The 13707-nt window shown below is 68.1% G+C and carries 15 protein-coding genes; 5 read left to right on the forward strand and 10 right to left on the reverse strand.

Annotated elements, in window-relative coordinates:
- Positions 1 to 914 (reverse strand): glycine--tRNA ligase (locus VF106_RS14955; RefSeq protein WP_330840296.1); only part of this gene is annotated, 914 nt, incomplete at its 3' end.
- A 136-nt stretch (positions 915 to 1050) separates the two neighbouring features.
- On the opposite strand from VF106_RS14955, the gene VF106_RS14960 reads away from it, so the two are divergent.
- The 3 genes from VF106_RS14960 (at position 1051) to VF106_RS14970 (ending at position 2187) form a co-directional block, all read left to right on the forward strand.
- Positions 1051 to 1323, forward strand: coding sequence for a DUF6703 family protein (locus tag VF106_RS14960; RefSeq protein WP_330840458.1), 273 nt, complete (start codon positions 1051 to 1053; stop codon positions 1321 to 1323).
- Between the two features lie 67 nt (positions 1324 to 1390).
- Positions 1391 to 1774 carry an ArsR/SmtB family transcription factor gene (locus tag VF106_RS14965; protein WP_414638968.1) on the forward strand — a complete coding sequence of 128 codons (384 nt, stop codon included), beginning with the start codon at positions 1391 to 1393 and terminating at the stop codon, positions 1772 to 1774.
- Positions 1771 to 2187: a Fur family transcriptional regulator gene (locus tag VF106_RS14970; protein ID WP_330840297.1), complete on the forward strand. Its 417-nt coding sequence runs from the start codon at positions 1771 to 1773 to the stop codon at positions 2185 to 2187. The genes VF106_RS14965 and VF106_RS14970 overlap by 4 nt, the downstream gene beginning before the upstream one ends.
- A gap of 310 nt (positions 2188 to 2497) precedes the next feature.
- Here the strand turns inward: VF106_RS14970 and VF106_RS14975 are convergent, their stop codons facing one another.
- From VF106_RS14975 to VF106_RS14990, 4 genes are read right to left on the reverse strand one after another with little or no spacing between them, the layout of a single operon-like run.
- Complete coding sequence (locus VF106_RS14975; protein ID WP_330840298.1) at positions 2498 to 3862, reverse strand: GH1 family beta-glucosidase; 1365 nt, start codon at positions 3860 to 3862, stop codon at positions 2498 to 2500.
- 2 nt (positions 3863 to 3864) lie between these two features.
- The gene (locus VF106_RS14980; RefSeq protein ID WP_330840299.1) at positions 3865 to 4728 is read right to left on the reverse strand and encodes a carbohydrate ABC transporter permease; all 864 of its coding nucleotides are present in this window, start codon (positions 4726 to 4728) and stop codon (positions 3865 to 3867) included.
- Positions 4725 to 5717 carry a carbohydrate ABC transporter permease gene (locus tag VF106_RS14985; protein WP_330840300.1) on the reverse strand — a complete coding sequence of 331 codons (993 nt, stop codon included), beginning with the start codon at positions 5715 to 5717 and terminating at the stop codon, positions 4725 to 4727. Before VF106_RS14985 ends, VF106_RS14980 begins: the two co-directional genes overlap by 4 nt.
- Complete coding sequence (locus VF106_RS14990) at positions 5717 to 7006, reverse strand: extracellular solute-binding protein (protein WP_414638969.1); 1290 nt, start codon at positions 7004 to 7006, stop codon at positions 5717 to 5719. Before VF106_RS14990 ends, VF106_RS14985 begins: the two co-directional genes overlap by 1 nt.
- Before the next feature lie 142 nt (positions 7007 to 7148).
- On the opposite strand from VF106_RS14990, the gene VF106_RS14995 reads away from it, so the two are divergent.
- On the forward strand, positions 7149 to 8168 hold the full coding sequence (locus VF106_RS14995; RefSeq protein WP_330840301.1) for a LacI family DNA-binding transcriptional regulator: 1020 nt from the start codon (positions 7149 to 7151) through the stop codon (positions 8166 to 8168).
- Between the two features lie 754 nt (positions 8169 to 8922).
- Here the strand turns inward: VF106_RS14995 and VF106_RS15000 are convergent.
- From VF106_RS15000 to recO, 5 genes are read right to left on the reverse strand one after another with little or no spacing between them, the layout of a single operon-like run.
- A complete protein-coding gene (locus VF106_RS15000) occupies positions 8923 to 9633 on the reverse strand; it encodes a TIGR03943 family putative permease subunit (RefSeq protein ID WP_330840302.1) in 711 nt (236 codons plus the stop codon).
- Positions 9630 to 10646 carry a permease gene (locus VF106_RS15005; protein ID WP_330840303.1) on the reverse strand — a complete coding sequence of 339 codons (1017 nt, stop codon included), beginning with the start codon at positions 10644 to 10646 and terminating at the stop codon, positions 9630 to 9632. The genes VF106_RS15000 and VF106_RS15005 overlap by 4 nt, the downstream gene beginning before the upstream one ends.
- A complete protein-coding gene (locus tag VF106_RS15010) occupies positions 10643 to 11068 on the reverse strand; it encodes a hypothetical protein (protein WP_330840304.1) in 426 nt (141 codons plus the stop codon). Before VF106_RS15010 ends, VF106_RS15005 begins: the two co-directional genes overlap by 4 nt.
- On the reverse strand, positions 11065 to 11880 hold the full coding sequence (locus tag VF106_RS15015; RefSeq protein ID WP_330840305.1) for an isoprenyl transferase: 816 nt from the start codon (positions 11878 to 11880) through the stop codon (positions 11065 to 11067). Before VF106_RS15015 ends, VF106_RS15010 begins: the two co-directional genes overlap by 4 nt.
- A gap of 10 nt (positions 11881 to 11890) precedes the next feature.
- Positions 11891 to 12700, reverse strand: a complete 810-nt coding sequence (gene recO / locus VF106_RS15020) for a DNA repair protein RecO (RefSeq protein WP_330840306.1) — start codon at positions 12698 to 12700, stop codon at positions 11891 to 11893.
- Positions 12701 to 12796: 96 nt separating this feature from the next.
- Between recO and sigJ the strand changes: the two genes are divergently transcribed.
- Entirely contained in the window at positions 12797 to 13705 is a 909-nt protein-coding gene (sigJ, locus tag VF106_RS15025; protein WP_330840307.1) for an RNA polymerase sigma factor SigJ, read from the forward strand.
- Positions 13706 to 13707: the final 2 nt, after the last annotated feature.

Here is a 13707-nt window from a genome sequence, read left to right on the forward strand (position 1 = left end):
AGGTCCTTGCCCGAGTGCTCGCTGTGCGTGCCCAGATCGAAGTCGGTGCGGTTGGCGATGCCCTCAAGCTCACCCCATTCGGATCCGGCGAACTGGAAGCGGTACTCGATGTCGACCGTCCGCTTGGAGTAGTGCGACAGCTTTTCCTGCGGGTGCTCGTAGAGCCGCAGGTTGTCGGGGTCGATCCCGAGGCCGGTGTACCAAGCGAGGCGGTCGTCGATCCAGCGCTGATGCCATTCCTCGTCGGTGCCGGGCTGGACGAAGAACTCCATCTCCATCTTCTCGAACTCGCGGGTGCGGAAGATGAAGTTGCCCGGCGTGATCTCGTTGCGGAACGACTTGCCGATCTGGCCGATGCCGAACGGCGGCTTGCGCCGGGACGTGGTGAGCACGTTGAGGAAGTTCACGAAGATGCCCTGCGCGGTCTCCGGCCGCAGGTAGTGCATGCCCTCGTCGGACTCCACCGGGCCGAGCTGGGTCTTCACCATCATCGTGAACTCGCGCGGCTCGGTGTACTCGCCGCGGACGCCGCAGTGGGGGCACGGCACGACCTTCAGGTTGCCGTCGGTGACGTTCAGGCCGGTCCGGGCCGCGTACTCCTCCACGAGCTGGTCCGCGCGGAAACGCTTGTGGCAGGAAAGACACTCGACCAAGGGGTCGTGGAAGGTCGCCACATGCCCGGATGCCTCCCACACCTGTCGAGGCAGGATGACCGAGGAGTCGATGCCGACGACGTCCTCGCGGCTCCGCACCATCGTGCGCCACCACTCGCGCTTGATGTTGTCCTTGAGCTCGACGCCGAGTGGGCCGTAGTCCCAGGCCGAGCGGGTACCGCCGTAGATCTCCCCGCACGGGTAGACGAAGCCCCTGCGCTTGCACAGGCTGACGACGGTGTCGACGAGATCGGCTGGCATGGTGCACTCCAACTGTGGCGCGCTCACGGCCATGGCGTTCAATGACGGGCGCGGTCGACAAAGGGTAGCTGGATTGCGACCAACACGACCGAGTGATTTCCTGGGTTACTGAGTGTGAGGAGGCTCCGTGCGCGAGATGCGCTCGACCAAGGCGAAGCTCATCGCCGGCGACGGTCCGCTGTCCCGGGTGCCGCCGCTGGCCGCGTTCGTCGTGGTGGCCGCCGTGTTCGTGGTCGGGGTCGTCGTGCGCGGGGTGCCGGGGGCGCTGCTGCTCGGCCTGCTCGCGGCGGGTGTGGCGGTGCTGCTGGCGGCCACGTGGGGTGTGCTGACGTCGTCACAGCGGTTCGGCCGGCTGCTCATCCTCGGCCTGCTGATCGCCGTGGCCGCGTCCGTTGTTCTGGTGAAATAGCCGCGACGCATAGGATGTTGAACACGGTAACCACTATCTGTTCCGTTAGCCGATCCCCGAGAGGACGATGTTCGTCGTGACCCCGGATGCCGGCTCGTCCCCGGAACTGACACTCCCCCACTCCGCCGACCGGCCGGCCGTGCGCCCCGCGGAGACGCGTCCGGTCCAGACCCTGAGCGCCGCCGGGGACCTGCTGCGCGCGCTCGCGGCACCCGTGCGGATCGCGATCGTGCTGGAGCTGCGCGAGCACGACCGTTGCGTCCATGAACTGGTCGAGACCCTCGGGGTGGCACAGCCGCTGATCAGCCAACACCTGCGCGTACTGAAGGCGGCCGGCGTCGTGCGGGGGGAACGTCACGGCCGCGAGGTGATCTACCGTCTTGTCGACGAGCACCTCTCGCACATCGTCGTCGACGCGGTGGCACACGTGGAGGAAGGGGCAGGCAAGTGACCAACGGCGAGCGCCAAGCCCCGACGGTCCCCGGCCGGCGGTCGACGAAGCAACGCGCCGCCGTGGCGAGCCTGTTAGAGCAACTGGACGACTTCCGGTCGGCGCAGGACCTGCACGAGGAGCTGCGCACCAGAGGCGAGGGCATCGGCCTCACCACGGTCTACCGCACCCTCCAGTCCTTGGCGGACGCGGGCGAGGTCGACGTGCTCCGCATCGACAGCGGCGAGGCCGTGTACCGCCGCTGCTCCCGCCACCACCATCACCACCTGGTCTGCCGCGCCTGCGGCCGCACGGTCGAGGTCGAGGGCCCCACGGTGGAGAAGTGGGCGGAGAAGATCGCGGCGGAGAACGGCTTCTCCGAAGTCAGCCACACGGTGGAGGTCTTCGGCACCTGCGCCGCCTGCACCCACTGACCCCGCGCGAGTCCAACCACAACGACCCGCGAGTCCAACCGCGCAGACCGGTGAGTTCAACAAATCGGCATACCCCTGCCCGGTATCGCGACCGTCCGGATTTGTTGAACTCACCGGTCCAGATTGTTGGACACGCGAGTCCCCAGCGTTGAACTCGCGGGTCTCCTGTGTTGGACACGCGGGTCGCTGGTGTTGGACACGCGGGTTGTTCACAGGCTGCGCTCGTGTGAGCGGGATTGTCGGTGTTCCGTGGGACAATGGATACCGGGGGCCGGAGGCCATTGGCGGCACCCCGGTCCCCGGTACGTTTTCAGCTCTCCGACAGGCCGTTGCGTTCAACCACGCCCGCGTACCAGAGGGCGCTGTCCTTGAGCGTGCGCTTCTGGGTTTCGAAGTCCACGTGCACCAGGCCGAACCGCTTGGCGTAGCCCCACGCCCACTCCAGGTTGTCCAGCAGCGTCCAGCAGAAGTACCCGCGCAGGTCGGCGCCCTGCTCGAGCGCCGCGTGCGAGGCTCGCAGGTGGCCGTCGAGGAACGCGATCCGGTCGGTGTCGCGGACGGTGCCGTCCTCCAGGACGTCCGGGTACGCGGCGCCGTTCTCCGTGACGTACAGCGGCAGCCCCGGGTACTCCCGGCTCAGCGACACGAGCAACTCGGTCAGCCCTTCCGGCTGCACTTCCCAGTCCATCTCGGTCTTCGGGTGGCCGGACTGCAGGAACCGGACGTCCGACGAACCAGGCCATTCCGTCGGGCCGTCGACCGGGTCGCCAGCCGACACCAGGTAGGCGCGGTAGTAGTTCACGCCGAGGTGGTCGATCGGTGCGGAGATCACCTTCAGGTCGCCGTCGCGGATCAGGTCCGGCAGGCCGAACGGCGCCATGTCGGTCAGCACGTCCACCGCGTACTCGCCCCGCATCACCGGGTCGAGGAAGATCCTGTTCTGCAGGCCGTCGATCCGGCGGGCCGCGTCGGCGTCGGCGGCGGAGCCGGTGGCGGGGCTCACCGGGAACAGGTTCAGCGTGATCCCGGCCGGTATGTTCGGCGCCTTCGAGCGGATCTCCGACATCGCGAGGCCGTGCGCGAGCAGAAGATGGTGCACGGCGGCGACCGCGGCCTTCGGGTCCTGCACGCCCGGCGCGTGGACACCGTTGCCATAGCCGAGGAACGCCGAGCACCACGGCTCGTTCAGCGTCAGCCAGCCGTCCACCCGATCACCGAGTCGACTGACCACAGTGGACACATACTCGGCGAACCGGCACGCGGTGTCCCGGTTCGCCCAGCCGCCCTTCTCCTCGAGCTCCTGCGGCAGATCCCAGTGGTAGAGCGTCGCCCACGGGCTGATCCCGCGCTCCAGCAGGCAGTCCACCAACCGGTCGTAGAACCCGAGGTTTGCCAGGCGGGGCCAGGCGACCGAGAACCGATACGCGCCCAAACCCAGCGAGGACATCAGTTCCACGTCCTGCTCGTAGCGCCGGTAGTGGTCCGCACCCGGTTCGCCCGTGTCACCGTTCGCCACGGCGCCCGGCCGGCGGCAGAACTCGTCCCAGATCGACTCGACCCGACCGTCCACAGTGGTCGAGCCTTCGACCTGGAACGAAGCGGTCGCCGCACCCCACACGAAGTCCGTGGGGAAGCGGAGCGCTACCGACTCTGACGTTTGCGGCACAACTGACATGGTCACCCCTTCACTGCGCCCTGCATGATCCCGGCCACGATCTGGCGGCCGAGTACGACGAACACGATCAAAATCGGGATGGTGGCCAGCGTCGTGCCGGCGAGCACCAGCGAGTAGTCGATGTAGTAGCCGCTCTGCAGCCGCTCCAGCGCGATCTGCACGGTCGGGTTGTCGGCGTTGAGCACGACCAGTGGCCACAGGAAGTCGTTCCATGAGGTCATGAACGTGAACATGCCGAGGAACGCCGCCGCCGGCCGCACCGCCGGCAGGCACACGTGCCAGTACACCCGGATCATCGAGCAGCCGTCCACCCTGGCGGCCTCGATCAGCTCGTACGGCACCACCTGCGCGGTGTACTGCCGCATCCAGAACACGCCGATCGCGGTCACCAGGTTGGGCACGATCACCGCCTGCAGCTCGCCCGCCCAGCCGTACTCGGCCATCGCCATGTAGAGCGGAATGATGCCGAGCTGCGTGGGCACCGCGAGCGTGGCGACCACGAACAGGAACAGCGCGTTGCGGCCGCGGAACCGCAGCTTGGCGAACGCGAACCCGGCGAGTGTGGAGAACAGCACGGTCGTGAACGTGACCGTCGCACCGACGACCAGGCTGTTGCCGAGCGCCTTCCAGAACGGCACGGTGTCGAACACGCGCGCCGCGTTGGCGAAGAAGTTGCCGCCGGGGATCAGTGGCGGGATCCGCTCGGTCAGCATGGAGCTGTCGCGCGAGGCGACCAGGAACGACCAGAAGAACGGGAAGGCCGAGCCGATCAGGAACGCGATCAGCAGGCCGTAGACCCAGAACGAGGCCCGCTTGTCGCCGGTCTGGGCGCGGCGGCTGATCGTGCGCATCGACAGCGCGGTCATCGGTCGTCCTCCACACCGGTCGACGCGATCCGCCTGGTCAGCAGGAAGTTCGCCACCGCGATGACGATGATCACCAGGAACAGCGCCCACGCGATCGCGGACGCGTAGCCGAGCCGCTGGGTCTCGAACGCGGTTTGGTACATGTACAGCGTCACCGTCTGGAACTGGTTGGACGCGCCGCCGTTGTTGGAACCGGGCATCGCATCGAAGAGCTTGGGCTCGGTGAAGATCTGCAGACCGCCGATGGTCGACGTGATGACCACGAAGATCAGCGTCGGCCGGAGCAGCGGCAGGGTGACGCTGAAGAACCGCCGCATGGCGCCGGCGCCGTCGATCAGCGCGGCCTCTTGGACCTCTTTGGGGATGGCCTTCATCGCGGCCAGCACGATCAGCGCGTTGTAGCCGGTCCACCGCCAGTTGACCATTGTGGCGATGGCCAGATGGGAGGCGAACCAGTTGGACTGCCAGTCGACCCGGTCAAGACCGAGCAGCTCGAGCATGCTGTTGATCAGGCCGTAGTTGGGGCCGAACAGGTTGGCGAAGATGATCCCCACCGCGACGAGGCTGACGACGTACGGCAGCAGGATCCCGACCCGCCACGCCGTCGGCATCCGCAGCCGGGCGTTCAGCAGCGCCGCGAGCCCGACCGCCACCACGACCTGCGGGCCGGAGGACAGCACGAAGATGCTGATCGTGTTGAACAGCGCGTTCCAGAACTGGCTGTCCGCCAACAGTTCCGCGTAGTTCTCGAACCCGATGTAGGTGCCCTCGAAGTCGAGCAGCTCCCGGTCGAACAGCGACAGGTACGACGTGTACAGCAGCGGGAACAGGCCGACAACGCCGAAGATGACGAAGAACGGCGCGATGTAGAGGTAGGGCGACCACTTCACGTCCGCCAGGCTGAGGCGCTGGCGCCACGTGAGCTTCGGCTTGCGCGGTGGGGCGGGCGCCACCCCCTGGTGTGACGCCCGCCGTGTGACCGTAGTCATCACTTGACGATCTTCTCGGCCGCTTCGACCGCCTGCTGCCAGCCCTCCTCCGGCGTCTTGCCCTGTTCAACGGCTTGCAACGCCGGGCTCATGGCGTTCTCCTGGATCTTGCCGTCACCAGGGCCCTTGTACTGGGCCTTGCTCACCTTCTGCGCCATGGTGGCGAACAGCTGGCCGGCCTTGACACCGAAGTAGTCGTTGGTGGGCTCAAGCAGCTCCGGGGCGGTGAGCGCGTCGACCTGGCTGGGGAAGTTGCCGGTCTTCTCGAACGCCTTGATCTGCTGCTCCGGCGCGGTCAGCCACGCGGCGAGTTTCGCGGCCTCCTCCGGGTGCTGGGACTGCTTGGGCACCGCGAGGAACGAGCCACCCCAGTTGCCGCCACCGTTCGGGAATGCGTCGGTGACCGCCCACTTGCCGGCGTTCTCCGGCCCCGCCTGCTCCTTGACCACGCCGAGCATCCAGGACGGGCACGTCTTCGTGGCGAAGGCGCCCTCCTTGAACCCGGTGTTCCACTCCGGACTGAACGCGACGAGCTTCGCGGTCTGGCCGCGGGCGCCGGCCGCGGTGACCTGGTCGAAGTTCGTCTTGATGTCCTTGTTGGACTCGATGGCGAGCTCGTCGTCCTTGGTCAGGTAGCCCTCGTCGAGCTGGTTCTGCATGGCGTTGAAGACCTGCGAGTCCGAGTCGAACCACGCCTTCTGCGACGCCTGCACGTACTGGTCACCCGCCGCGAAGTACGAGTCCCAGGTCGCGAAGTAGCCCTTGACCGACGCGTCGTCGGTCGCCATGCCGGCCGCCTCGAGCAGGTCCTTGCGGTAGCACATGGCGAGCGGGCCGATGTCGGTGCCGTAGCCGATCCAGGTGCCGTCCTTGGCGACGCCCTGCTGGTACTTCCAGTCGAGCCAGCGTTCCGGGGTGGCGTCCTTCGGACCGATCTCGGCCAGGTTGTTGAACAGCTGTGGCTTGTCGATCACGTCGGGGAGGTGGCCCTCCTCGATCGCGACCACGTCCTCCAGGCCTTCCCGCGCCGCCAGCTTGGTCAGCAGCTGCTGGTGGTAGGGGCCGCCCTGGCCGGTCTTGTTGTGCTTGATCTTGATGTTCGGGTTGAGGCTCTCGTACTCCTTGAGCAGATCCTCGTAGCCGAACTCCGTGAACGTTCCGATGCTGAGCTCGATCTGCCCCGACCCAGATCCACCCGAGTCATCGGAGGAGCCGCCACATGCGGTCAGGCCCACCGCTGCGGCAAAGGCGATCGCGCCGGCGAACACCCGTCGTTGGTTGCTTCGCACGTCTGTTGTCCCTTGCGTCGTCCTCGAAAATTCTGGGAGCGCTCCCAGCTTGGGGGTTCCGAGTGTGGTCTGTATTACGGGGAAGTGTCAAGGACTTTCCGGGAGCGCTCCCAGAAGTCGCCACTCCGTTACACTTCGGCCCATGCCGATCGACGGACGTCCGACCTTGGAGGACGTGGCCGCTTACGCGGGAGTTTCCCGCTCGACAGCCTCACGCGCGCTGAACGACGACGCCTACGTGAGCATGCGAGCGAAAGAGAAGGTGCTTGGCGCGGCGCGCGAACTGGGCTACTCCCCCAACCAGGCGGCGAGATCACTCGTGACGCGCCGAACGGGTGCGGTCGCGGTCGTGCTGTCCGAACCGGAGGCCAACGTCCTGGACGACCCGTACTTCGCGTCGGTCATGCACGGCGCGTTCCGCGAACTGTCCACGGTCGGCGCCCAGATGCTGCTGATGTTCGTCGACACCCGCGACGACGTGCCCCGCACGATCAAGTTCCTGGAGGGCGGCCACGCCGACGGCGCGCTGGTGTTCGCCCCGCACAAGGGCGACCCACTGCCGACGGCCCTGCGGCTGGCCAGGATCCCGGTCGTGTACGGCGGCCGCCCGGGCAACGGCAAGCGCGGCGCGCACGCGGTGGACTTCGACAACAAGGACGGCGCCCGGCTGGCGGTCGAGCACCTGTACAACTCGGGCCGCCGCCGGATCGGCACGGTGACGGGCATGCTCGACCACCCGGCCGCCGCGGACCGCCTGGAAGGGTGGCGGCACGCGCTGGAGGCCGTCGGCCTGGATCCGACGGACCTGTCCGAGGACGGCGACTTCACCATGGCGAGCGGCGAGTCGGCGACGGCCAAACTGCTGGCACGCTGCCCGGACCTGGACGCGGTGTTCGCCATGAGTGACCTGATGGCCGCCGGCGCGATGAAGGCCCTACGCGCCGCGGGCCGCCGCGTCCCGGACGACGTGGCCGTGATCGGCTTCGACGACCACCCGACACTCGCACCGGCGATGGAGCCACCGCTGACGTCCATCCACCAGGACCCGCGCCAGCAGGTCCGCCAAATGGTCCGCAAGCTGATGTCCCTACTGGGCGGCGAGGACGTCCGCCCAGAAACGACGGTGCTTCCCGTAACCCTGATGGTGCGCGACTCAGCCTGACCTGCCTATCCACAGCCCTCTCGGTTGTCCACAGGCAAGATCGATCCCGGGGTCCTTGTCACCCCCTGCTAGTAGACTGGCTTGCGGGGTGCCCCCGGGATCGGGCAGGGGGTCGGTAAAGTCGTTTGTGGTGTCACGTCGGGATTCCGAGCAGGTGAAGGTCACCGTCCACTTGCTGGGTCAACCGCCGCACTGTGGACTCCCCCGGCGCCAATACCGATCCTGGCGAGTATCGAAACAGGCGCCCAAGACCGCCAACACCTGATGCGGAACCTCAGCGATCCATCCCCGATCGCGGCGAACGACCGCGCCCCGGCCAGCACCGCCGCCGCGGCCAACGCCAGCAGCGAACCCGCAGTGCCGCACCCCGCCGAGCCCGCGGATCCAGCACCCGCGACAGGTATCCACGCAGGTCAGCCACTTGCTCAAAACAGATCACCGACTCGCTGTCCTCACCACCCACCGAAGCCAGTCGATCAAACACAGCAAGGAACAGGCAGGATCCCAGCACGGGCACGGCTCTCCAACGATCATGCGACATCAGCAATCACATGATCAACGAAACCGTGCCCGCGACATGAACTGGATGATCGACTTTGCCGACCCCTGCCGGGATCGGGTGGGGGCCGCCGTTCTGCTCTTTACGGGCGTGTTTTCGCAGCTCACACGGGGGCTGACGGGCGCGTGGGAGGCTACCTCGGGGTGGCCGCGGGTGGTTCGGCTGGGTTCACGGCGTTCGGCCGAAGCTTCGAACCTAGTGTTCGTACGGGTCCTCTGGTGCGAGGATCTCGCGCACCGAATGTGTGGTGACGGACGGGACGTACTCGTTCGCCCTGGTCGCTGAGCCGGGGCGGAGTGTGGCGTCGACCTCGATCCAGCTGTCGTTCGGCAGGTTCGACAGTTCCTTGCCCAGCAGCTTGATCTTGATCGGGAACGCGTCCGCCGCGCAGCAGGCGATCGCCAGTCGCGCCACGTAGGTGTCCTTGCCCTCATGCACGACGAAACCGACGAGGCGCGCCTTGCGGTTGTCGAGCGAGTGGCCGCTGTCCCATGCTGCCCGTGCCGAGAAGTCGCTCAACGGCAACGCGATCGGGTCGCCGGCTGGCAGCTTGGGGAACAGCTCGGAGCCCGCCCCCTCGGTCGACGGCGTCGTGTTGCCCGACGCGCGGGCCACCGAGTCCGCGCCAAGCGGCGGCGGGCCGATCAGGAACACCGCCAGCACGGGCAACACCAGAAGCCACGCGCTGCGTGCCGAATGGGTGTGGCCGTGCCCGTCGTCGTCGCGTGCGCCACGCAGCTCGCGGACGATCGAGACGACCGCGAGCAGGATCATCACGAGCCCGCCGGTGATCAGCAGCCACTGGTGGCTCGGCTTGACATAACGCAGGTACGTGCCGGTGAGCGAGATCTTCAGCAGCGCGCCACCGAGCAGCACCAGCAAAATGTTCTGGGTTTCACGCCTCACGGCAGCACCACGACTCCCACGACGACGGCACACAGGATGGCGACCACGAACGTCAGCGGCGCGAACCGCACCGCGAAACGCCGGCCCAGTGTGCCTGCCTGCAACGCGAACAGCTTGATGTCCACCGCGGGCCCCACCACCAGGAACACCAGACGGGGCAGGAGCGGCATGGTCGACAGCGAGGCCACCACGAACGCGTCGGCCTCGCTGCACAGCGCGAGGATCACCGCGAGCAGGGCCATCACGATGACGCCGAGCACGAGCTGCTCGCCGAGCGTGTTGATCCACGCGCGCGGCACGACGACGTTCAGCACGGCCGCCGTGAGCCCGCCGATCACAAGGAAGCCACCCGCGTCGACCAGGTCCTGCCGCGCGGTCTCGAAGAACACGGCCCAGCGTGCACGTGCCCCGTCGTGCTCGGGCAGCCGCTGCAGCGCGCGTTCGGCGAACCACTCCATCTTGCCGAACCGCGCCCACAGCCAGCCCATGACGATCGCCGTGCTCAGCGAGCCGAGCAGCCTGGCGAGCACCATGCGTGGCTCGCCGGGGAACGCGACCGCGGTGGCGACCAGCACGATCGGGTTCACGGCCGGCGCGGCCAGCAGGAAGGTCAGGGCGACCGACGCCGGCACCTCCTGCCGGATCAGCCGGCGGGCGACAGGGACCGCCGCGCACTCACAGCTCGGCAGCGCCACCCCCGCGACGCCGGCGACGGGCACGGCGAGCGCGGCCCGCTTGGGCAGGACCTTGCGGAGCAGGTCGGCGGACACGAAAGCGGCGATCGCCCCGCTGATCAGCACACCGATGACGAGGAACGGCAGCGCCTGAACGCAGACGGCGACGAAGATGGTCGCGCCGGTCTGGATCGCGGGCGCGTCGAGCTTGTCAGTGAACCACTGCTGGCCGACGAGTGCGAGCACGAGTACACCGCACAGGACCTCGAGCGAGGTGACGTGCCGCCGCGGAGGCGCCTCTCCGGCTTCGCCGGGTGCCTCACTCGTCTCCGTGGTCACTCGTTCTTCGCCTCTCCGATCAGCTCGTTACGCAGCTGGGATGCCGTCGACACCACCAGCATGAGGAGCGTGCCGAGCGCTGCCTCCCCGATACCGTCAGCGGGGAAGGCGTAACGCAAGGTCACGTCCATGCCGCGTCCAGTGTGGACTACGCCAAGAGTGCCGAACAAGCCCTCCCCCGCACGTTCAGCCGCGGACGCCGCGAGCTTCGGGTCGTCGGGCAGGTCCCACGCGACGACGCAGGTGAGGCTCAGGACGGTGAGCCCGTCAGCGAGCTGCATGGCCTGTACCGCGCAGGGGACGTCCACGTGCCGGAAGCTGAGGGCACCGTCGTCGTCGACGTGCACGTCGTGGAAGGTCTCGAGCGCGACGCGAGCCTTGGTCAGCAGGTCCGCTGTGCTCAACGCTTCCTGTTCGGTCATTTCTCTCCTCGTAGTGCTTCGGCGACCTCGTCACTGTCCTTCGCGCCGCCGAACCGCCGGTCCCGTCGCGCGTACTGCTCGCAGGCGCGCCAGAGGTCGCGCCGGTCGAAGTCCGGCCACAGGATGTCCTGGAAGACCAGCTCAGCGTAGGCGGACTGCCACAGCATGAAGTTGGAGGTGCGCTGCTCGCCGGACGGGCGGATGAACAGGTCCACGTCCGGCATCTCCGGCTGGTAGAGGTACCGGGCGATCGTGCGCTCGGTGACCTTCTCCGGGTTGAGCTGGCCCGCGGCGGCGAGCCGGGCGATCTCGCGGGCAGCGTCCCCGAGCTCGGCGCGGCCGCCGTAGTTGATGCACATCGCCAGGTTGAGGACGTCGTTGTGCTTGGTTCGCTCGGCGGCGACCTCCAGCTCGTGGATGACGCTGCGCCACAGCTTCGGCCGTCGCCCGGCCCAGCGGACCCGCACGCCCATGGCGTCCAGCTCGTCGGTGCGGTTGCGGATGACGTCGCGGGAGAAGCCCATGAGGAAGCGGACCTCCTCGGGGCTGCGTCGCCAGTTCTCGGTGGAGAACGCGTACAGGGACAGCCACTTCACACCAAGCTCGATGCACCCCTTGGCGACCTCGACGACCTGGGCCTCGCCGCGCTTGTGGCCCTCGATGCGGGTGAGACCGCGCTGGTTGGCCCAGCGCCCGTTGCCGTCCATGACGATCGCGATGTGCTGCGGCACGAACTGTGCTGGGATCGCCGGTGGCGTCGCTCCGGACGGGTGAGGGTCGGGTGGTCGTGGTCGGGTTCGGCGACGCAGCATGGAGCCGACACTACTGAGCGGAGCTTGCGGAGCGAGTGTCGCCATTGGCGGAGCTTGCGGAGCGAGTGTCGCCACTGGCGGGACCGGGCGCCCGGCGCTCGACCAGCGGGAGTGAGCGGAGCTGCCGTTCGAGGTGCCACTGCAGGAGCGCCGCGATGAGGCCGGAGCCCTCCCGGCGCGCGTTTCCCTCTGATCGCTCCGCGACCGGCCAGTCACCCACTTGCAGGGCGCTCATCAGCTCGAAGGTCCCCGGCGCGGGCGCCGCCGAGCCGGGTGGCCGGCATCGCGGGCACACCGCACCGCCGGCCTGGATCGAGAAGCTCTGGTGCGGCCCCGGCTGGTTACAGCGCGCGCACTCGTTGATGGCCGGCGACCACCCGGCGAACGCCATCGCCCGGATGAGGAAGGCGTCCAGCACCAGCGAGGGGTCACGCTGCCCGTCCGCGAGCGCCCGTAAGGCGCCGGCGACCAGCAGGTACAGCCGCAGGACGGGCTCGCCCTCCTCGGCGGACAACCGGTCGGCGGTCTCGAGGATCGCGCACCCGGCCGTGTACCGCTGGTAGTCCTTGACGATCCCCGCGCCGAACGCGTCGATGGTCTGCACCTGGGTAATCACGTCGAGCGTGCGCCCGGTGTAGAACTGCACGTCCACGTGCGCGAAGGGCTCGACCCGGGCCCCCAGGCGCGAGGTCGTCCGCCGCACCCCTTTGGCGACGGCGCGCACCTTGCCGTGCTTCTGGGTGACGAACGTGATGATGCGGTCGGCCTCCCCGAGCTTCTGCACCCGGAGCACGACCCCGGTGTCCCGGTACAGGCTCACGGCCGCAGCTTACCGACCCCCACCGACAGTCCCAGCACCTCACACTCCGGCGCCCTGTCTCGTCGAGACTGGGGACACGACGAAAAGGAGCCCGCGATGACCACCCCACCCGAGCCGGGCCTGAGCGCGGTCATGAACGAGCGGCGCCAGCTGATCAACCTCGCCTACCGGCTGCTCGGCTCGCTGACCGAGGCCGAGGACGTCGTACAGGAGACCTACACCCGCTGGTACGCCATGTCCCGGCAGCGGCAGGACGCCATCGACTCCCCCGGCGCCTGGCTGACCACGGTCGCGAGCCGGATCTGCCTGGACCAGCTCCGCTCGGCCCGTGTCCGCCGCGAACGCTACGTCGGCGAGTGGATCCCGGAGCCGCTGCCCGAACGGACGGAGTGGATCACCGGACGGTCCGAGGCCACCGCCGATCCCGCCGACCGGGTCACGCTCGACGAATCGATCAACATGGCGTTCCTCGTCGTCCTCGAGTCGATGACCCCGGCCGAGCGCGTCGCGTTCGTGTTGCACGACGTCTACCGCTACGCCTTCACCGAGGTGGCCGAGATCGTCGGCCGCACCCCGGCGGCCTGCCGCCAACTGGCCACCTCGGCCCGCCGTCGTATCCGCGAGGCACAGACCCCCACGGCGCCGGTCGCCCAGCGCGCGGACATCGTGAAGAACTTCAAACAGGCGTGGGAAGCCCAGGACATCGACGCCCTCATCGCCGTCCTCGACCCCGACGCCACGGCGGTCGGCGACGGCGGCGGCCTCGTCAACGCCCTGCTACACCCGCTCGAAGGCAGCGAGCAGATAGCGCGCTACCTCATCGATCTCGCTGTCAGAGCGCCCGACCTGACACTTCTGGAACGCACCGTCAACGGCGAGCCCGGTCTCGTGGTCCAGCACGACGGCGTCACGGCGGCCGTGTTCGCGTTCGACATCACCGGCGAGCGGATCAGGTACCTCTGGGGAGTGCGAAACCCCGAGAAACTCCGCCCCTGGACGACCTGACC

This window comes from Actinophytocola sp. (assembly GCF_036378875.1).
Lineage (GTDB): Bacteria > Actinomycetota > Actinomycetes > Mycobacteriales > Pseudonocardiaceae > Actinophytocola.